At 42.3% G+C, this 18,429-nt stretch carries 17 protein-coding genes; 9 read left to right on the top strand and 8 right to left on the bottom strand.

The features are described from left to right. Positions 1 to 459: 459 nt before the first annotated feature. The 3 genes from AC5590_RS01180 to AC5590_RS01190 form a co-directional block, all read right to left on the bottom strand. Positions 460 to 639, bottom strand: a complete 180-nt coding sequence (locus AC5590_RS01180; RefSeq protein WP_169267971.1) for a CopG family transcriptional regulator — start codon at positions 637 to 639, stop codon at positions 460 to 462. A gap of 848 nt (positions 640 to 1,487) precedes the next feature. Continuing rightward, on the bottom strand, positions 1,488 to 1,679 hold the full coding sequence (locus AC5590_RS01185) for a hypothetical protein (protein WP_169267972.1): 192 nt from the start codon (positions 1,677 to 1,679) through the stop codon (positions 1,488 to 1,490). Positions 1,680 to 1,903: 224 nt separating this feature from the next. Then, positions 1,904 to 2,197, bottom strand: coding sequence for a hypothetical protein (locus tag AC5590_RS01190; protein WP_169267973.1), 294 nt, complete (start codon positions 2,195 to 2,197; stop codon positions 1,904 to 1,906). A gap of 328 nt (positions 2,198 to 2,525) precedes the next feature. Here AC5590_RS01190 and AC5590_RS01195 point away from each other — a divergent pair, with 328 nt between their 5' ends. After that, complete coding sequence (locus tag AC5590_RS01195) at positions 2,526 to 4,058, top strand: YifB family Mg chelatase-like AAA ATPase (RefSeq protein ID WP_169267974.1); 1,533 nt, start codon at positions 2,526 to 2,528, stop codon at positions 4,056 to 4,058. A gap of 187 nt (positions 4,059 to 4,245) precedes the next feature. On the opposite strand, the gene AC5590_RS01200 is transcribed toward AC5590_RS01195, so the two are convergent. The 3 genes from AC5590_RS01200 to AC5590_RS01210 form a co-directional block, all read right to left on the bottom strand. Further along, a complete protein-coding gene (locus AC5590_RS01200; RefSeq protein WP_169267975.1) occupies positions 4,246 to 5,826 on the bottom strand; it encodes a TAXI family TRAP transporter solute-binding subunit in 1,581 nt (526 codons plus the stop codon). 202 nt (positions 5,827 to 6,028) lie between these two features. Further along, complete coding sequence (locus tag AC5590_RS01205; protein WP_169267976.1) at positions 6,029 to 6,811, bottom strand: SDR family oxidoreductase; 783 nt, start codon at positions 6,809 to 6,811, stop codon at positions 6,029 to 6,031. Between the two features lie 297 nt (positions 6,812 to 7,108). Beyond that, positions 7,109 to 7,459, bottom strand: coding sequence for a hypothetical protein (locus AC5590_RS01210; RefSeq protein WP_169267977.1), 351 nt, complete (start codon positions 7,457 to 7,459; stop codon positions 7,109 to 7,111). A gap of 755 nt (positions 7,460 to 8,214) precedes the next feature. Between AC5590_RS01210 and AC5590_RS01215 the strand changes: the two genes are divergently transcribed. The 3 genes from AC5590_RS01215 to AC5590_RS01225 all read left to right on the top strand — a co-directional run bounded on the left by AC5590_RS01215 (position 8,215) and on the right by AC5590_RS01225 (position 10,282). Continuing rightward, the gene (locus tag AC5590_RS01215; protein ID WP_169267978.1) at positions 8,215 to 8,640 is read left to right on the top strand and encodes a hypothetical protein; all 426 of its coding nucleotides are present in this window, start codon (positions 8,215 to 8,217) and stop codon (positions 8,638 to 8,640) included. Positions 8,641 to 8,913: 273 nt separating this feature from the next. Beyond that, the gene (locus AC5590_RS01220) at positions 8,914 to 10,074 is read left to right on the top strand and encodes an NB-ARC domain-containing protein (protein ID WP_169267979.1); all 1,161 of its coding nucleotides are present in this window, start codon (positions 8,914 to 8,916) and stop codon (positions 10,072 to 10,074) included. Continuing rightward, a complete protein-coding gene (locus AC5590_RS01225; RefSeq protein WP_498822662.1) occupies positions 10,061 to 10,282 on the top strand; it encodes a hypothetical protein in 222 nt (73 codons plus the stop codon). The genes AC5590_RS01220 and AC5590_RS01225 overlap by 14 nt, the downstream gene beginning before the upstream one ends. A gap of 82 nt (positions 10,283 to 10,364) precedes the next feature. Here the strand turns inward: AC5590_RS01225 and AC5590_RS01230 are convergent, their stop codons facing one another. Continuing rightward, positions 10,365 to 12,236: a protein phosphatase 2C domain-containing protein gene (locus AC5590_RS01230; RefSeq protein WP_169267980.1), complete on the bottom strand. Its 1,872-nt coding sequence runs from the start codon at positions 12,234 to 12,236 to the stop codon at positions 10,365 to 10,367. A gap of 493 nt (positions 12,237 to 12,729) precedes the next feature. Here AC5590_RS01230 and mltA point away from each other — a divergent pair, with 493 nt between their 5' ends. From mltA to AC5590_RS01245, 3 genes are all read left to right on the top strand, one after another. After that, positions 12,730 to 13,986, top strand: coding sequence for a murein transglycosylase A (gene mltA, locus AC5590_RS01235; RefSeq protein WP_169267981.1), 1,257 nt, complete (start codon positions 12,730 to 12,732; stop codon positions 13,984 to 13,986). 303 nt (positions 13,987 to 14,289) lie between these two features. Next, a complete protein-coding gene (locus AC5590_RS01240) occupies positions 14,290 to 14,724 on the top strand; it encodes an NfeD family protein (RefSeq protein ID WP_169267982.1) in 435 nt (144 codons plus the stop codon). A 194-nt stretch (positions 14,725 to 14,918) separates the two neighbouring features. Further along, positions 14,919 to 15,932 (top strand): SPFH domain-containing protein, encoded by a 1,014-nt coding sequence (locus AC5590_RS01245; protein ID WP_169267983.1) that lies wholly within the window; start codon positions 14,919 to 14,921, stop codon positions 15,930 to 15,932. 96 nt (positions 15,933 to 16,028) lie between these two features. Here AC5590_RS01245 and AC5590_RS01250 read toward each other — a convergent pair whose 3' ends face one another. Continuing rightward, positions 16,029 to 16,424: a Fur family transcriptional regulator gene (locus AC5590_RS01250; RefSeq protein WP_169267984.1), complete on the bottom strand. Its 396-nt coding sequence runs from the start codon at positions 16,422 to 16,424 to the stop codon at positions 16,029 to 16,031. Positions 16,425 to 16,589: 165 nt separating this feature from the next. On the opposite strand from AC5590_RS01250, the gene purS reads away from it, so the two are divergent. Then, positions 16,590 to 16,868, top strand: a complete 279-nt coding sequence (gene purS / locus AC5590_RS01255) for a phosphoribosylformylglycinamidine synthase subunit PurS (protein WP_169267985.1) — start codon at positions 16,590 to 16,592, stop codon at positions 16,866 to 16,868. 108 nt (positions 16,869 to 16,976) lie between these two features. After that, positions 16,977 to 17,651, top strand: coding sequence for a phosphoribosylformylglycinamidine synthase subunit PurQ (gene purQ, locus AC5590_RS01260; RefSeq protein WP_169267986.1), 675 nt, complete (start codon positions 16,977 to 16,979; stop codon positions 17,649 to 17,651). The last annotated feature ends 778 nt before the right edge of the window (positions 17,652 to 18,429 follow it).

Genomic DNA, 18,429 nt, shown 5'->3' on the forward strand with positions numbered 1-18,429 from the left:
CTGCACAGACGCTCTTGCAACGCTCGATTCGTGCGCTTGCGCTTACGCAGTCGCCATAAGAGCGCAGATCCCTTCTGGCGTGAGCTCTGCGCACACCCGAAGGGGTTTCCCGGTGCAAAACTTTTCAAGACGAATTTTGAATCAGCGAATTTTGAATTGGTATAAGCGCCCCCTGCTTTCTTAGGAGTCCGGTTGATTGGTTGTTATTAGGAGGTTCTGTGCAAAAACCTTAAAACCCTTTCCCTGGTGGGTCCTGCGCCCTGCACCGAGTGCAGCCTGAATGATAAGTCTTTAACCGGACACGATATGACGGGTTGCTTGCATAAAAAATCTTGTTCTCCCCCAGCTTGTGTGCTTACCTTAACCTGGCAATTTTGGGTTGGTCGAGAACTAGATCGTATATCTGAGCTACAACCGTTCTAAACGCTAACGTTTTAGAGTTGCCGTGAAAAGTTAGATTCAGGATAAATTTTGAATAAGCTCCATAATCACATCTGTAGCTGCTTTCCCTGTCTGGTTGCAATACTTTTCTAGCACTAAAGCTTCAGTTGGTGTCAAGTCTACAGTTATTTTTTTTACTGCTGGTTTTTGGCTGAGGGTTGGAAAACCGGGAAATGTGTAGGCGGCTGGCTCGTTCATTTTTTCTATATATTTATTAAGATGACTTAATAAATATTGGCAACCACAAACCATTTTTACCAGCGAAAATCTAGGTTTTTAGATTGAATTTAACTCATATGGCGGTTCTCGTTTGTAATGAAGTACAGATTTTTCTGTGTAGCCAACAAAGTTGGCTACCTGAGTTATTTACGTATTTTTTTACTCGAAATAAAACGCTTATCTACTCTGGTACTGAATTGTAGTTTTCCTGTATTTGTATGAAACCACCCCGCTCTCATAGGAAGGGATACAAGTAAAGGAACAAGACAAATAACACTCCATATTTTTCTTTAAAAAAAAAGGACACAAAATGGCTAAATCCTCTCAATACGTGTATAAAAGTTCTACTAAAAGCTGACTGACTACATATAAAAACTTCTTTGAAAAACTTGAAGTTATACATTTAAAGTCAAAGAAGGACAAGCAATTAGTTCCAGATATAGAGAGTATACGTATAAAATCATACATTACCAATTTTCATGCTGTGCAAAAAAACTTTACAGTTTTATTTAACTTTATTCTTAACTTCCTGATTTTCACTTGCTTAAAATTTGAAAAAATGCATTGTAAAGCTACTCCCTTCCCGCCCAAAAAATACCTAATTTAATATTCGCCCAAGCCCAATGCCGCAGGCATAGGCTGATGGTGAGTCCCTTAGGGTTAATAAGGGACTCTGGATTATTTTTGCCGTACTGCACTAGCGTCTTGTGTAAGAGCAACGCTACTTTGAACAACGACGCTCCCGCGCGACTTGTGAACGGATTTAGGTTGTATCCCATCCTCCAGGGAGGGATACAAGATTGGTGGATATTTTTTCGCTTCGTGCCTTACCAAAAAGGTACTGGGGTGCCGCTAGGCAATCCTTGCGCGAATTCACTGATGACGATAGTTTCTAAATCATCAATTTTGATATCATTCAATACATCAAAATAGGTATTTGTGAAGTAGCTAATAAGATCGTGGCTTGAGGACTTTTGCTCAAGAGTAATTGTTGCCGCAGTCATAGTTGCAGTAGTCATTGCTATATACTCCTTGAATCGTTAGAAATCGTCTAAAGCTCTCGATTGATTTTCAAAACAGACTAATAATGAGAGTTCACTTGTTGCTTGTCATATCATGTCCGGCTAATTAGTTGTGATTACAAAATCTGTGCAAAAACCGGGAAATCCTCTTTCTCCCTGCTAAGAGCCGTCTTAATGATAAGTCTTTCACCGGACATGATATCAGTGGCTAAAGGGCGCGATTACACGTTCGCAACGATTGAAACAAACACCTCTTTCCCTTGTTGCCTGTGTTTATTCAGAGGTAACTCTAGCGGTTTCAATATATCCTGGAGTTCCTCGTCTGAGATGTAGTCCTCCTTTGGATCGGGCGCTTGTACAGTTTGGGTAAAGTAATCAACCAAAACCTTGACAGCAGATGGAACAAGCACTTGCACCACTAACTGTGCATCATATCCCATCGACTCAATATCCAGCAGAGCAAGTTGGTCATGACCAGCCTCATCCTGGACTTTCTGTGCAGCCCACTCTACCAAATTATTGCGACCACATGCAGCAAAGCCTTTTCCATATGTTTGAGCATCTTAACCAACGCCTGTGCTACCAAAAGATATACAGATGGCTTGCTATAAGATGCCTTTTTGAGTAAATTCAATTCTTCATGCCGTATCCGCTTTTGGATGCTTCAATTTTGCATCCATAGCAATCAAAGTTATTTTTTTCTACAAAAATAATATTATCACAATAGCTTCATTTGTAAAGGATTTTGCTGAAAATTACCTCTGTGGTTTCACTCATGCCGATTTAGCTGTTGATCTGCTAGAGATTCTATAGGTTTAGTATTCTTGATCAAATATTCAGCACATGCTTGCCAGAGTTTGGAGTGGATCAATTGTCGGCATTGACGCTGTTAAAGTGGGCGTTGAGGTGGACGTTTCAGGAGGTTTGCCGGGAATTGTCGTTTTAGGACTCCCAGACACAGCAGTGCAAGAGTCTCGCGAAAGAGTCAAAGCAACTCTCAAGAATGCTGGTTTTGCCTTTCCTATACGAAAGATTGTCATAAATTTGACACCTGCCGATTTACGCAAGGAAGGTCCATGTTTTGATTTGCCTATCAGTGTGGGAATTTTGGCGGCTTCTGAACAAGTTAGCGCTTATTTGTTAGGAGACCATCTTTTTCTAGGTGAGGTGTCTCTGGATGGCAGTTTACGTTCCGTTGCGGGTGTCTTACCTATTGCTGCGACTGCCCAAAAAATGGGAATTGTTGGTTTAGTTGTCCCTGCGGATAATGCACAAGAAGCTGCTGTGGTGGAAGGACTCGCAGTTTATGGCTTCAAAAATCTATCTGAGGTCACTGATTTTTTGAATAATCCAGGGCGTTACAAACCCGTACAGTTGGATCATACTGTAGAGACGATACAGGCAAATCTGATCCAAACAGCAGATTTGAACGATGTCAAAGGACAGGCTCATGCTCGTCGTGCTTTAGAAATTGCGGCGGTTGGCGGACATAATTTAATTTTTGTGGGACCGCCTGGTAGTGGCAAAACCATGCTGGCACGACGTTTACCTGGTATTTTGCCAGGATTGTCTTTTTCAGAAGCGCTGGAAGTGACTCGTATCCACTCGGTCGCTGGTTTATTGAAAAATAGAGGATCATTGGTGCGCGATCGCCCTTTTCGCAGTCCCCACCACTCCGCTTCTGGTCCTTCCCTCGTCGGTGGCGGTAGCTTTCCTCGCCCTGGTGAAATTTCCCTATCACACAGAGGTATACTTTTCCTAGATGAGTTAACAGAATTTAAAAGAGATGTCTTAGAATTTCTGCGTCAACCTTTGGAAGATGGCTACGTGACGATTTCGAGAACGAAACAATCTGTCATGTTTCCAGCTCAGTTTACTTTGATTGCGAGTACTAATCCTTGTCCTTGCGGCTACTACGGAGATACAATTCAGCAATGCACCTGTTCGCCAAGGCAAAGAGAACAATACTGGGCAAAACTTTCTGGACCTTTGATGGATAGAATTGATTTGCAAGTTGCAGTCAATCGCCTCAAACCAGAAGAGATTACTCAACAACCGACAGGGGAATCATCAGCAACAGTGAGGGAACGAGTGCAACAAGCACGCGACTACGCATCCCATAGATTTAAAAATGAACAAAATCTTTCTTGCAATGCTCAAATGCAGAGCCGTCACCTTCAGACATGGTGCAAACTAGATGATAGTAGTCGCAACATATTAGAAGGGGCAATTAGAAAATTGGGTTTGTCAGCAAGGGCGAGCGATCGCATTCTTAAGGTGGCACGAACGATTGCAGATTTGTCTGTTAATGACGAGTTAAAGGCACACCACATAGCTGAAGCTATTCAGTATCGCACAATCGATAGAATGCAGTAATACAATTTTGGATTTTGGATTTTGGATTTTGGATTTTAGATTTTGGATTGTAAAAAACTTACTGGTAATTGCTTTTAGCATTCTATCTGTCGCATTCTTTTTTCAAATTGGTATAGCAAGTTGAATTTGACAACATTATCATTTATCCGTTTTTACTGTCGCTAATACTTTTCAGTGTTTACTATGTTTAGTCATGTTTAACATAACTTGTGCCATTTTTATACTGTTTTGGAACCAAGGTTATTAACGAAATAAGAGTTAGCTGCATCAGTTCCACGTATGCTTCAATGTCAAGCTGATCTGAGAGCAGCATATCTCGATACTGCTGCTTAATACGACTCAGCTTTTTTAATGCCTCCTCTGGATTTGTCTGCAACGTTGCTTGCCATTCATCTAGCAATAGCAGAGTTTCCATAACAAACTTTTTGCGCTGTAGTTCCAGAAGTCTACGACATTGGTCTGTAAAAGTTTGTGTTTTTTGCCGCAGTTGCTCGTAGATTTCCGTTGTCACTGTGCCCTCAACGAACATCAACCGATGCTCTTGGCTGAGATCTTCAATACCATCTAAAGCTTGCTGAGGATGATCTGGCAATAGTAATTTGAGTTCATTGATTCGGGTAGCAGTTGTGGTGATCATTTTTTGCGATCGCCGTCTACGCCATTGTCGCAACAGTATTCCTAAGATGCTCGTCGAAGCCAAAATAAAAACTCCAGCCTGCAAGTCACTATTATGTTGCCAATAATGCATCAGTGCCATACGAGGATCGCCGCGTTGAAAGACCTCCTCTGCTGCTGGATGTATATCAAATATTCCTTGTCTCAGTAAAATTTCTGGCTCTTCGTTTTGGAGTGCAGGGTAGAATTGGGAATAGTTACGGGCAGTAGAGAGAATAGACCAGGTAACCAATGCAACCGTCCGCCGATCCATCTCGGGGCGAGTCACCAAAACGGTAGCAGTTGAGAGAGTTGGTAATTTCTGGTCTGGAATGGCTGGACGCGATGTATAAGTTCCGACAGGTAGCTCTGCGCCTTGATAAGAACCAGGATCAAAAACTGTCAAGCTGTTGATTAATGCAGGTTCAAGAGGAAGTAGCTTTAACTCAGAATTGTTTACAAATTGTTGCCGTAGATTTTTACTAGCACCTAGACTTCCTACATAGACAACTGCATCCACCTGCCGAGATTTCAGTTTCTTGAATGCTTGATCAAAATCAGAGTTATCTTGTTTAACACTTAGCTTATCTGCTTCAAGTAATCGCTTAGCAGTAAAGCTGATCCCGCTACCGGGATTACCAACAGCAACTCGCTTTCCTTGAAGATCACTGAACATTTTTAATCCAGAATCTTTACGGATAATAATGTGGACATATTCGTTTGCCAAAATTGCAACCGCTTTAACCCGTCCCTCACGCATTGCTTTATTGGCAACATCTAATTGTGCGATCGCAAAATCGGCTTGGTGATCAAGCAAGCGTTTTAAGTTTTGCTGAGAGCCTTGCGATTGAAGATTATTAACAGAGATTTTCACTGTCGCGTAGGTAGAGTTATGAATTTGTTGGCCTAAGCTGTAGTAATAACTACCAACATCACCACTGGAGATAATAATGCGACTTGGCTGTGAACTGCAACTACTGAATAAAACTCCCCCTGCTAAACCGCTCAGCAAAAGTAAAACAGCTTTTGGACGATAGATAAATCGAATACCCTTTGATACAAATTTATCTAGTAGATTTGCGCGATTTTTACTGCTAGTTAGTTTCGGAATCATTTCACTTACTAGCCTCTATGGCTTTGTTTTGTTAAAAGAGAATTTTACGAGGAAACATTACTCACTCGAAACAATTCTCCTCAGTCTTCACTGACCCCGGTTGAGATTACGCCAAAGGCTAATAAGTTGCAACAAAACTTTACTAAATTTAACTGACAAATTAGATAGAGCAATCTGCTACGTTGAGGAAAACAGTTTATTCTTACGCTTTCAATAAAGATTCTGCTCCATCAATCCAAACTTCGGTACCAGTGATATGGCTCGAAGCATCTGACGCTAAAAACAGAACCAGTTGTGCCACCTGCTGTGACGTTCCTGGTTTACCATCAGTTAAGGGAATCTTTCCTTCAGGAAATTCAACAGGTTCTCGAAGACCTTCTAAATCTCGTTTTTTAGTGTTATCGTCAACACTTGTATCAATAGCACCAGGACAAATGACATTAACACGAATACGGTTTTTAGCTAGCTCCAAAGCTAGCATTTTTGCCAAGGCTACTTGTGCTGCTTTTGTACAACAATAGGCAGTAGCGCCACTATTGCTAAACATACGCGTACCGTTCACAGATGAGGTGACAATCACAGAGCCGCCCTGCTTTTTCAAGTAAGGTACTGCGTATTTTATTGTGAGAAATGTTCCTGTTAAATTAACATTGATTGTTTTATCCCACTCTTCGGGTGCCAGTTCGTCAATAGGTGCCCACACACCATTAATACCAGCGTTAGCAAAGACGATATCCAAGCGTCCCCACTTATCTACAACTTGTTGGGTGGCTTGTTGCATTTCTTGTGGATCAGAAACATCAGCAACTAGCGCGATTGCTTCACCATTAGACTGGTGAATTTCAGCGACGGTTTTTTCTAGTTCATCCTTTGTACGACCTAAAGCAGCAACTTTTGCACCTTCTTGAGCAAATAACTTTGCTGTTGCTTTAGCCATACCTGAACCTGCTCCTGTGATCAGTGCTACTTTGTTAGCTAGTTGCATAAACAGAGTTTTTATTTTTTAACTAATAGCTGTTTTACATAAATTTACATTTTAATTCATACCGCTAGTGGCATAAAAGTTCTATCTGTCTAATTGGATAAATAATCAGTCAATCGAAAATCAGCTAAGGGGGAACCACAAAAGAAAATACCAGCCGTCAGACAAGCGATCCCTCGACACCAACGTCTTACCGCCAAACACGGCTGGTATTTTCTTTCCACGTAAAAGCCTAAGTAGGTGTTGGTTGACTATCAAATAAAAGTAGTTTCCACCACCTTGAAAAGGCTAGTCTCAATGTCAAGGAAGGTCAAGTGCAAGTACCAAAACACCAGATTTACTCACAGCCGAAGAACCAGTATTATACTTCCAACTTGCTGGAATGACTAGGACGATATCACCTTGACCTGCCCCAGAAGCAGTGGTTGTGGCTGTAGGATTGTTTCCAGTTCCTACTGCTTGAGCATAACCCAAACCAAGTGCGTAACTGCCACCCCCAGGCAGGGGGTTGGCGGTCGTGTAACCAATACTTTTGGTGGAGGTTGTGGTACCAGTCGCTACTGCCGTAGTACCCACTGCGGCTCCAGCACCTCCTAGAATGTCAGTAAATTCAGAAATCGGTTCCAAATGGCTTAAATCAGAAATAATCATACTAGAAACTACCTGGGTTGATTTACGTTTCTGATAAGAATGTATCTCTTTTTACGTCAAGTTAACAACTTCGTTAATATTTTTTTATGTTGAAAACCTTAAAGATTCTGTGAAATATGAAATTATTAGGACTTACGCACTGTACAAAAGGTAAATCGTATGTGTAGCGTAATTTGCTCGCTCCAGACATTTGAGAATTACAGCCCTTGATCATATCTAGTTAAAACTGGGCAACCGTACCAGAAGACTTGTTTTTTAGCGTCCACGTTTGTGCAATTTCGGCGCTTTATTGCAAATATACAGCAAAAAACCGACTGTCCAAAGCGCCGAAATTGCGACGGTTGCCCAGTTTTACCCAAGTTTCCCCAAAGCCAGATGGGTGGCGAACGCGCTTAAGATCATCGAAAAACCAGGTTTGAATGCCCCAAAGCTATACCCTCATATTTGGTATTTTCTGCTCAAAAGTAAGTCCTAGTCATCCTGACTACTCCTTTCGGTGCTGTGAAGATTACCGTTTAGGTAGGAGGGGAGCGCTTGGGTGCACCGGGTGAGAAATTACATCGGTAATCTTACACCGGGAAGGGAGTAGTTTATGCGGTCAAATATAAAAATCGATATCACTGATCCGGTGTTAGGACAAAAGTAGATGTGTTACAAGACAAGAGACTGTATCGCTTAACCGCAGCGTGAGTAACCAAGCTCCATCTCGGGTGCGATTCCCGACAGTTACATCAACCAATTAATGAGGCATAATTATGCTGAGAAGGGATGAAATAGCAGAGATATCATCGGTAGTCTTAGGCGTGTTCGGTTCAATTTCAATTGCCGTCGGGGTTGTTGCTAGTGCAGCTGGAATAGTAGGTATTGCTGCAAACAGAGTAGCCAAACTTTGGCCAGATCAGCAACCAGCGTTACAAAACATTTTATTCGGTGGCACAGGTGCAATTGGCGGCGGAATGATGATGGTGGGGACATCAATGGCGATCGCTGATAATTTCCGATCAAGAACTCAGCAACAGCCCATTACCTTCAGCGATGTTCCTCCGGCAAAATTAACGGTTCCGATTGGGTGCAGTGGTTGCAAGTATTTCAGTGGCGAGAAACTATTGCCCTGCGCGGTGCATCCTGAATTGAAAGAGAATTGCACAGATCACGAACCTGTTACGAATTCGCATAAATAGAGAAAAGTGGCTCGCTGTTGGAAATATTTTCAACAGCAGATGGAGCACAATCCCAACCAAATCAACCAACTTCACAACACACTCCGAAAAAAGTAACTAGAGGCGATCACAAACGTCTACAAGTTCTAGGTTGTTGATGAAATTGAGCCAGTGTTAGGAACAACAGTAGACTAACGCTGAACAGTGCTCTACCGAAATGCTTCCAATCACTCTCAGGGAACCTAAGTAAAATCTCGAGTGTTTTTACTATAAAAAGACACTTATTCCCGCAACATGAACAGCAACTCCACAGTCAAGAAAATATTGGTTTTAGCAGCTAATCCCAAACAGACGGGACGCCTGCGCTTGGATGAGGAAGTGCGCTATATCAAGGAAGGGTTGCGGCTGGCGCAAAAGCGTGACCAATTTCTGATTGAGCAAGAGTGGGCAGTACGTCCCCGTGATATTCGCCGTGCTATTTTGAATTATCGACCCAATATTATCCATTTTTCTGGTCATGGCTCGGGGGCTAATGGTTTATATTTTGAGGATGAAACTGGTAATCCGCAATTGGTAACAGGAGAAGCGCTGGCAGGATTATTTGAGCAGTTTGCTAAGCAAATTGAGTGTGTGCTTTTGAATGCTTGCTATGCTCAGATGCAAGCGGATGTGATTGTCCAACACATTGATTATGTGATTGGCATGAATGATTCGATTGATGACAAAGCGGCGATTGAATTTGCTGTTGGTTTTTACGATGCGTTAGCTGCTCACAATCCAGAATATGATCAAGCGACGCCTGTAGAATTTGCTTTTGCGATCGCCCGTAACGCCATTGCACTGGCTGGAGTATCAGGTGAGTCTATTCCCGTACTAAAAAAAAAGACTAACTTAGCGACTTTAGACAATCTCATCAACGTACCTGACTTACCTCTGCACTTTTTACCGCGTCCGGAACATCTGGAAACGCTCAAACAAGAAGTGCTGGGAAATACTAAAAAGCCTGTGGTTATCACAGGTATGAGTCGGCGTGTTGGTGTGCAAGGTATGGGTGGAATTGGCAAAACTGTCCTAGCAACCGCACTGGCGCGGGATGAAGAAGTCAGACAAGCGTTTCCTGATGGGGTGTTGTGGGTAACACTCGGGCAAACACCGCAGCTTTTAAGTTTACAAACCGAGTTAGCCAAGGTGCTGGGTGATTCCCAAGCGGTATTTACTGAAATTGGTTTGGGAAAAACGCGGTTGCGAGAATTGCTGGCAGATAAAGCTTGCTTATTGATTCTCGATGATATCTGGCAGCGTGAACATGCAGAAGCGTTTGATGTGTTGGGTGAGCGCTGTCAAATGCTGATTACTACCCGCGATGCTGCAATTATTACAGATTTGGGAGCCAAAGGACATGAGTTGAAAATCTTAAGCAAGGATCTTAAATGCAGAAGATGTGGATACCAATGATGATCGTAGTTTGATAGAAGCTGCGTTGTTCATAATGGGTATTGCTTCCCCGCCCAATCACAAGGATGATCAAAGTCCGTTAAAACGGACTGATGATTCACCATTATTTATTTCTATTATTATCCAGTCGTCTTTAGACGACTTCGCCTATGAGCCTGCGAATGAATTCGCAGGCGGACGTGGAATAAAATCTTACAATCTCCCCTGACACTCGCTGACGAGTCTTTAATACTCAAAGCATGAGTCTTTAACACTCAAAGCACGAGTCCTTAACACTCGCCCACGAGTCTTTACCTCTGCGGTGGACACAATCGCTGCACTTTCAGAGGAAGTCGCTGACATGTCTGCTGAAATGTTCGCGGATTGAGTCGCCACCAAGCAAATAATCCTAAACTTGTACCACCCACAAGCAAAACCAATAACCCCGCAAGCAATAACCACCACTTTTTCTTCTTTTGAAATTTCCCAGGACTTTGGGTTTCGTCTGTTAGCGGTGGTTGTGAAACAAGCAACTCCAGAAGCGCTTGAGAACTTGGTGTCAACTCAGATTGTTGTTCTTGTTCTTGTTCTTGTTGTTCTGGTACTATGACTTCTACAGGTCGCAGGCCGCTAAGCAATGAAGCTATAGGATCTGGGGAAACACGACAATGGGTCAGAACCAGTGAGATATTATCCTCAGCATTTTTCTCATTTGCCAATGAAATCCATTGACGGACAGCATCTTCCAAGGAAAGTTCACCTTGCAGAACAGGTACAGCGTAGTTCCGCCAAGAATTTTCTACCAAGTCATTGTCGCTCAAACCATCAGAACACAACAGTAATATACCGTCTTCTTCTAAAATAAATTGCTGAATCACAGGACGCAGGAATTCACCATCTTTTGTGCCTAATCCTTGACTCAAGGAAGTTGCCTCGGGGCGTTGCAGTGCTTTTCGATACAGAGTACGAGCAGAACGGACTTCCCGCCCAGCGACATCATCATCTACTGTTAAACGCTGACAGTAGTCGCGTGTTATCCAGTAAGCACGGCTATCACCCACATGAGCTAAATAAAGTTCATGTGTATTTTGTGACTCATTACCAGAGAGACTTTTGATAATTTGCGGTAATTGCACTGCCATCACAAGGGTTGTACCCATGCGTTCGGTGCCTTCGCGTTTTTGCTGATTATTGCAGTTGCAAATGACATTATTGACAATTCGCAAACTTGCCTCTATTTGTTTTTGAATTAAGTCCGGCGGTAAGATGTCTGCTTGTTCTTTCATCTCTGTGAGTAAGGCGCGAAGTTGCAATTTTAGAGATTGCACTGCTAGCAGACTTGCAACCTCACCGCCTTGATGTCCACCAATACCATCACAAACAATAGATACCAGTGGTAATAATAAATCATTTGGATCAGCAGCTTCACTAGGGTAGCAAGCGTCTTCATTTTGCGTTTGTTGTGAACCAGAATCTGTTGATCCTGCTACCTTTAGGGTTAATGGCAAATCTGCTGCACATGATAGGAGTAAAATATTGAGTTGAGTGGCAATAGAGTCTAAATTTGCTTCTTCACTACGCATCTGCTGGACTATGTTGTTCAACTCTTGTGCTACTGGTGTTTTTGCAGCAGCGATCCAAGGTTGCCAACATTTTCCCAACTGCTGTAAAGACACGTCATGAGACGTTTCTACAAGTTCCAACAGTCGCACGCACCAACCTTGCACGCGCAAATTATCTGGAATCAGCAAACTGCCAGCGACTCCCAACTCTGATAGTGGTGTCCACAGTTGGAGAATTTGGAAAAGCCAGTAAACTTGTCGTACTGCTTTTGCTTGCTCCCATGCGTCTGTTATTGCTGGGTAGAGATTTCCGGTTTCATCTATTGGCACATTTTCCAACAAGAGAATATTATCATAAGCCAACCCATATACCTGAGGAATATGTAATCTGTGTTGATATAATCGCAGATAAGACACAATTTCTTTAGAAAATTCTTCAGGGATGTCTGGCAATAGTTCTGGTTGAGTATCTAGCCAAATGTTCGAGCTAGTGACGTCATAGCGATGTCCAACTTTCCCTCCAGGTTGGATTTTGGCGGCTAATGAACCAGTTGCCCAAAGGTAACGGTGAACTAGGGGAGTTTGAGAACTTGTAGAAACACTATCTTCTATAGAATTCATGGCTTAAGTACAGCTTTGATTTATGCAATAAATTATCCGCTGAGTTGAAATCATGCAAGTCGGAATTTTTCGAGAAATCGATGAGTTAATTTGGGAACATCCCAAATGTGTAAGTTATATAGGAATCCGGTTTGACTTGGTGAATTACAAAGTAGAGAGAGGGAACAGGGAACAGGGAACAGGGAACAGGGAACAGGGAACAGGGAAGAAGAATGTACAAATTCACAAATGAAATAGCACTGCTATATGAACCCAAGTTGCTAGTTATCAAAAAACGCCTGAGTTTAAGTACCAGTTCTCAATTAATAGTATTTTGCAATACTTCAAAAGGGAGTTTTCGTATGACTTATATACCGTTTCTAGGGACTAATTAGCAACTTACGTTATTATTCCTTGTCCACAGTCACGGTAACAAAGTGAAGCGCACCCTACTTTGAACACAACGCTTACACTGCGTATGCCTACTACATGGTTTAGCTAATTTACGTAAATTATGAGAAAAATTTTTGCTTTGCTTTGTTTTAGTCTAGGAATAGCTCTGGTTAACCTTAGCTGTTCAGTTGCTCAAGCTCCTAACTTACCATCTGTTCCTGTTCCAAACAACCCCAAGCAACTACCACCACAACAGCCACCATCTGTTGAGGAATTGCCAATACCACTGAAAGTCACAGACAGAAAAACGTGTCAAGTGACATACCAATGCTTGGGTTGGGATGAACAACTTTGGGGTGGCAAGGGTAAAAAAGGCGATAAACAAGCGCTTTTGGCATCAATTGATAACAGCTTACGTTATTTGCAAACCAACAAAGCAAATACAGTGTATCAAAATTATCCCATTACAGAAATTACACTTGATCGCGTCCGTCGTAGCTTAATACGTTTTCGTCAACTGGTTGTAAATTCTAAGTCACCATCACAATTACAAGCTGCTCTCAATAAGGAATTTGTCTTTTACAAGTCGGTCGGTAATGACGGTAAGGGAACTGTTAAATTTACTGCTTACTACGAGCCTGTTTATACTGCCAGTCGCACGCCCACAGCAGTTTATAAATATCCCCTTTATGGACGCCCACTGGATTTCGATGCCTGGGCTAAACCGCACCCCAAACGGATTGATTTGGAAGGACAAGATGGCTTGCTAAAAGATCGAAGCCCGTTGCGCGGTTCGGAGTTATTTTGGTTTCGCGATCGCTTTGAGGCGTATATGATACATATTCAGGGGTCTGCCCAACTCAAGCTTACCGATGGTACAAAAACCTCTGTTGGTTTTGCAGGTGGAACAGATTATCCTTGGACTAGTATCGGGCGGGCACTCATTAAAGATGGCAAACTGTCCCGAGAAAAAGTAACAATGCCAGCGATAGTTAAGTATTTCCGCGAAAATCCTCAGGATTTAAATCAATACCTGCCACGCTGGGAACGCTTTATCTTTTTTAGGGAAACCAACGGTACGCCTGCTACTGGAAGTATAGGTGTGCCAGTCACCCCAGAGAGATCTATTGCTACAGATAAATCTCTTATGCCTCCAGGGGCGCTAGCGCTCATTTACTCTTCATTTCCCTATCCCAAAACAGGAGGAGGGTTGGAGTATCGTAAGGTAAGCCGTTTTGTACTTGACCAAGATACAGGAAGCGCCATCAAAAGTCCAGGACGGGTTGATTATTTTATGGGGACTGGTAACTTAGCAGGCGATCGCGCTGGTGTAACAGGTGGTAATGGAGAACTTTACTACTTACTACTCAAAGAATGAACGTGGGACTTAGGACTTACGCACCATCTACCAGAAACCCGGTTTCTTCGTTCGTATTTGGTTGCGAAACAGACGATTTTTGCTCTTAACCGGGTTTCTTTGCGTAAGTCCTGGAAACTGTCAAACACTCGAAGGCTACGATAGACTGGAATTATGTTCTTTTGATTAAACATTTTTGTTGCTAATAGTCATCAAAATTTACTTTTAAAAATTAATTTTTGCTTTCTGGAAAGAGTCAATGCGTGAGTGTATCTAATCAAAAAAATGCATTGATGGTGTGAATCTATTCTCTAGGATGGCACTATGCCAAGTACTACTTTAATTTGGCTTTTGGCTGGTTCAGGTCTTTGTTTGTTAGAGCTGTTTATGCCAACAGCTTTTGCTGCCTTTTTGGCGGGAATTAGCGCCCTTGTTGTGGCGTTTCTGTCTCAAACGATTTTGGGCAAGTTATGGCTACAAATTGTGGTTTGGCTATTCCTTTCCACAGTACTAGTCGTACTTTCCCGTCGGTTTATGACTGTGCCAAAACGTAAAACGAAAATTCAGCATGCAATTATAGGCGAAACTTTAACTGAGATTCCAGCCGGAAAACCAGGACGAGTGCTATACGAGGGAAATTCTTGGCGGGCACGTTGTGACGATGAGACACTCAGCATATCACCCAATCAAAGAGTTTACGTCACAGGACGCGAAGGGACGACTCTGATTGTGATGCCAGAAAATCTGTTGGACTCGTGAGGGAACAGTGAACAGTGAACAGTGAACAGTAAACAGTGAACAGGGAACAGTAAACAGTGAACAATTGATAACTGATAACTGATGACTGCTAACTGGTAACTGATAACTGGTAAGTGGTAACTGATAACTGATGACTGATAACTGGTAACTGATGACTGATGACTGATAACTGTTAAAAATTTGGATAATTCATTATGGAACAGTTTTTTTTACTTGTTTTTCTCGCTTTTGGCGGTTCTGCCATAGCTGGTTCTGCCAAAGTTGTGAATCAGGGAAATGAAGCCTTGGTGGAACGCTTAGGAAGCTATAACAAAAAGTTAGAACCAGGACTTAGCTTTCTCGTTCCCTTTTTTGATCGGGTTGTCTTCCGCGAAACTATCCGAGAAAAAGTTTTAGATATTCCGCCGCAACAATGCATCACCCGTGATAACGTCTCCATTACCGCTGATGCGGTGGTTTACTGGCGCATTATGGATATGGAGAAAGCCTACTACAAAGTAGAAAATCTCCAGGCGGCGATGGTTAATTTGGTGCTGACTCAAATTCGTGCCGAAATGGGCAAATTGGAATTGGATGAAACTTTTACCGCCCGTTCTCAAATTAATGAAATGTTATTGCATGACTTAGATATTGCAACTGATCCTTGGGGCGTGAAAGTGACGCGGGTGGAACTGCGCGATATTATCCCGTCACAAGCTGTTACCGAGTCGATGGAATTGCAAATGTCGGCGGAACGTCGTAAACGAGCAGCCATTTTAACTTCCGAAGGCGATCGCGAATCAGCCGTCAATAGCGCCAGAGGTAAAGCTGACGCCCAAGTTCTGGACGCAGAAGCCCGTCAAAAAGCGGTCATTTTGCAAGCAGAAGCAGAACAAAAAGCAATCGTTCTCAAAGCACAAGCCGAACGCCAGCAGCAAGTTCTTAAAGCGCACGCGATCGCCGAATCTGCAGATATCATTGCCCAAAAAATGAAAAATGATCCTGTTGCTTACCAAGCTTTAGAAGTTCTGCTTGCCTTGGGTTACATGGATATGGGTGCGACAATTGGCAAAAGCGATAGTAGCAAGGTTATGTTTATGGATCCACGCACGATACCTGCTACTTTGGAAGGTATACGCTCGATTGTCTCTGATGGTCAAACAACTGACTCAAATCTTCCGTATACAGGGGAAGTGTCTCCAGGAAATAATCATCATCGCTCTAGCTAGAGTGATCTCAGTGAGAACAAGAGGACAAGAGAAATCATCACTCTTGACTCTTGACTCTTGACTCTTGACTAATGACTAATGACTAATGACTAATGACTAATCACCAGTTTGAGCTAATTGACATTGAGTACACAAACCGAAAAATTCTAGAGTGTGGTAAAAAATCTTAAACTTGTGTGTAGACTGTAGTTGACCCTCTAGGTCATGGACGGGACATTGATTAATCGGGATGGAAGCACCACACTGTAGACAAGTCAGGTGGTGCTTGTCTTGCTGGGCTAAGTTGTAGAGGGCTTCACCATTACCTAATGTCCGCACTTGCACCAGACCTTCAAGTTTTAAGGATTCTAATGAGCGGTAAACTGTTGCCAGACCCATGCTTTGGTTACGGTTACGTAACTCGACATAAATATCTTGGGCGGAAATGCCTTGTTTAATGGTTTTAAGCAAGTTTAGAATACGCTCTTGACTGCGGGTGCGTACGGCTCTCATAGACAAATTAGTATAGTAATAAAACGCCAATTGTATTTGAAAAAGTTTCTTTTAAGGTATTCTCCTGCTTAACTTTTAGCTTAACTCTCATAACTTGTGCTTCTATTGTCGCCCAATTGGGACAGAAAGATATAGTATGAGCTTAGCAGTATTCAGCAAAAGCCAGTGCAAAGGAAGTATCTAGCCAAAATTTTTGTCACTCTCCGTCCTTCAGTTCTGGATCCAGCTGGAGTCGCAGTGCAATCTGGGCTGAAGCAAATGGGATACGATTATGTTGAGCAGGTGCGGATTGGCAAGTACATTGAAGTCACTCTCATCTCAACCGATGAAGATACAGCCCGTCAGAACTTAGATCGGATGTGTGACCAAATGCTTGCAAATCCAGTCATAGAAAATTATCGCTTTGATTTGATAGAGGTTGAGTCACAGACGGGAGTCTATTAATCTGCTTTTTCAGAGTCATTAGTCTTTTGTCCTTCGTCCTTCTTTTTATAAACTTCGACGAATGACACATGCCTAATGACTCATAACTCATGACTAATCACTAATAACATGAATTTTGGAGTTGTTGTTTTTCCGGGTTCTAATTGCGATCGCGACGTTGCTTATGTCACAAGAGACTTGTTGAAGCAACCTACTCGCATGATTTGGCATCAAGAAACTGATATTTCTGATGTAGATCTCATGATTATACCAGGTGGCTTTAGCTACGGGGATTATTTACGGTGTGGTGCGATCGCCCGCTTTTCACCCGTGATGCAGCAAGTCATTGAACACGCTCAAAAGGGCAAATTTGTCCTCGGTATTTGTAATGGGTTCCAAGTATTAACTGAGGCAGGGCTGTTACCGGGAGCGTTGGTGAAGAATCGGGATTTGCATTTTATATGCGATCGCGTTCCTGTGAAAGTCGAGCGTACAGACCTTCAGTGGACGCAAGGTTATCAAAATGGTGAAATTATCACTCTGCCAATTGCTCACGGGGAGGGGCAATATTACGCAGATGATTCCACATTATCAGAGATTGAAAATAACGGTCAAGTCCTGTTTCGCTACGAGGGAGATAATCCCAACGGCTCAGTGAACAACATAGCGGGGATTTGCAACCGTCAAGGAAACGTGTTGGGAATGATGCCGCATCCAGAGAGGGCATCTGATCCGATGCTGGGCGGTAGCGATGGGTTGAAGTTGTTCCAGGGGTTGTTGGAGAAAGTCGGGGCGTTGGTGTAGAAAGGGGGGGGACACAGCTACCAAAATAAGCTGATGCATTTGTATGGGGTTATCTCCAGGCTGGAAAACAAATGCTTTTCAGCTAAGTGAGGTACACCAATGACAAGGCTAACAACTGTTAGCCCTTACAATCATGACTGAAGATTATACCTTATAAACTTGCAATACGCTGTTACTAAAAGCACATATCTTCTTTATTATATTTTTATCCAAATAACATATTTACTTAAAGTCAAAATTATGATATGTGATATCTTTGATAAGAAGCTTATAACTGGTATCAAAGTTTCAAAATTAAGATTACCTTTAATTTTCAATTGTATGTGTAGTGAAATCGTTATCTGTATGTAATTTTTTCCATTTAACTAGAGTATATGAACCTATAATTGTAAGAATTCAGGAGCCAGAATATTCCTTCCTGGTAAGCTACGCGAACAGGAGTCAGAAGAGTTAAGAATTCCGTTGAAAATTTGACGAAAAGAAGATACAAAAAATCATAGACTCTTTAAAAATTGTGACTTCTTAACTCAAAAAGTGCTGAATTTTTACCTAAAGTTTTCAATTATTTCATAACACAAAAATTGTCTACAGGACTCATTTTTGATTTTTGAAATTTACGTAGTAGGGTGCGTTATGCCTGCTGGCTAACCCGTCATCATCAGGCTTTAGTCCGTTATGCACCAATACGGTTCAGTTAAGGAGAATTGTAGGTTGGGTTGAACATAGTGAAACCCAACAAAGTCCCGAAAATGTTGGTTTATGTCCTGCGGACACGCTG

It is taken from the genome of Brasilonema octagenarum UFV-OR1 (genome assembly GCF_963888615.1).
Taxonomy (GTDB): Bacteria; Cyanobacteriota; Cyanobacteriia; order Cyanobacteriales; family Nostocaceae; genus Brasilonema; species Brasilonema sennae.

What these genes read in the sequence shown, in the direction of transcription:
- AC5590_RS01180 (WP_169267971.1), bottom strand. Translation starts at nt 639, where the DNA reads ATGAACGAGCCAGCCGCCTACACATTTCCCGGTTTTCCAACCCTCAGC.
- AC5590_RS01185 (WP_169267972.1), bottom strand. Translation starts at nt 1,679, where the DNA reads ATGACTACTGCAACTATGACTGCGGCAACAATTACTCTTGAGCAAAAG.
- AC5590_RS01195 (WP_169267974.1), top strand. Translation starts at nt 2,526, where the DNA reads ATGCTTGCCAGAGTTTGGAGTGGATCAATTGTCGGCATTGACGCTGTT.
- AC5590_RS01200 (WP_169267975.1), bottom strand. Translation starts at nt 5,826, where the DNA reads ATGATTCCGAAACTAACTAGCAGTAAAAATCGCGCAAATCTACTAGAT.
- AC5590_RS01205 (WP_169267976.1), bottom strand. Translation starts at nt 6,811, where the DNA reads ATGCAACTAGCTAACAAAGTAGCACTGATCACAGGAGCAGGTTCAGGT.
- AC5590_RS01210 (WP_169267977.1), bottom strand. Translation starts at nt 7,459, where the DNA reads ATGATTATTTCTGATTTAAGCCATTTGGAACCGATTTCTGAATTTACT.
- AC5590_RS01215 (WP_169267978.1), top strand. Translation starts at nt 8,215, where the DNA reads ATGCTGAGAAGGGATGAAATAGCAGAGATATCATCGGTAGTCTTAGGC.
- AC5590_RS01220 (WP_169267979.1), top strand. Translation starts at nt 8,914, where the DNA reads ATGAACAGCAACTCCACAGTCAAGAAAATATTGGTTTTAGCAGCTAAT.
- AC5590_RS01230 (WP_169267980.1), bottom strand. Translation starts at nt 12,236, where the DNA reads ATGAATTCTATAGAAGATAGTGTTTCTACAAGTTCTCAAACTCCCCTA.
- mltA (WP_169267981.1), top strand. Translation starts at nt 12,730, where the DNA reads ATGAGAAAAATTTTTGCTTTGCTTTGTTTTAGTCTAGGAATAGCTCTG.
- AC5590_RS01240 (WP_169267982.1), top strand. Translation starts at nt 14,290, where the DNA reads ATGCCAAGTACTACTTTAATTTGGCTTTTGGCTGGTTCAGGTCTTTGT.
- AC5590_RS01245 (WP_169267983.1), top strand. Translation starts at nt 14,919, where the DNA reads ATGGAACAGTTTTTTTTACTTGTTTTTCTCGCTTTTGGCGGTTCTGCC.
- AC5590_RS01250 (WP_169267984.1), bottom strand. Translation starts at nt 16,424, where the DNA reads ATGAGAGCCGTACGCACCCGCAGTCAAGAGCGTATTCTAAACTTGCTT.
- purQ (WP_169267986.1), top strand. Translation starts at nt 16,977, where the DNA reads ATGAATTTTGGAGTTGTTGTTTTTCCGGGTTCTAATTGCGATCGCGAC.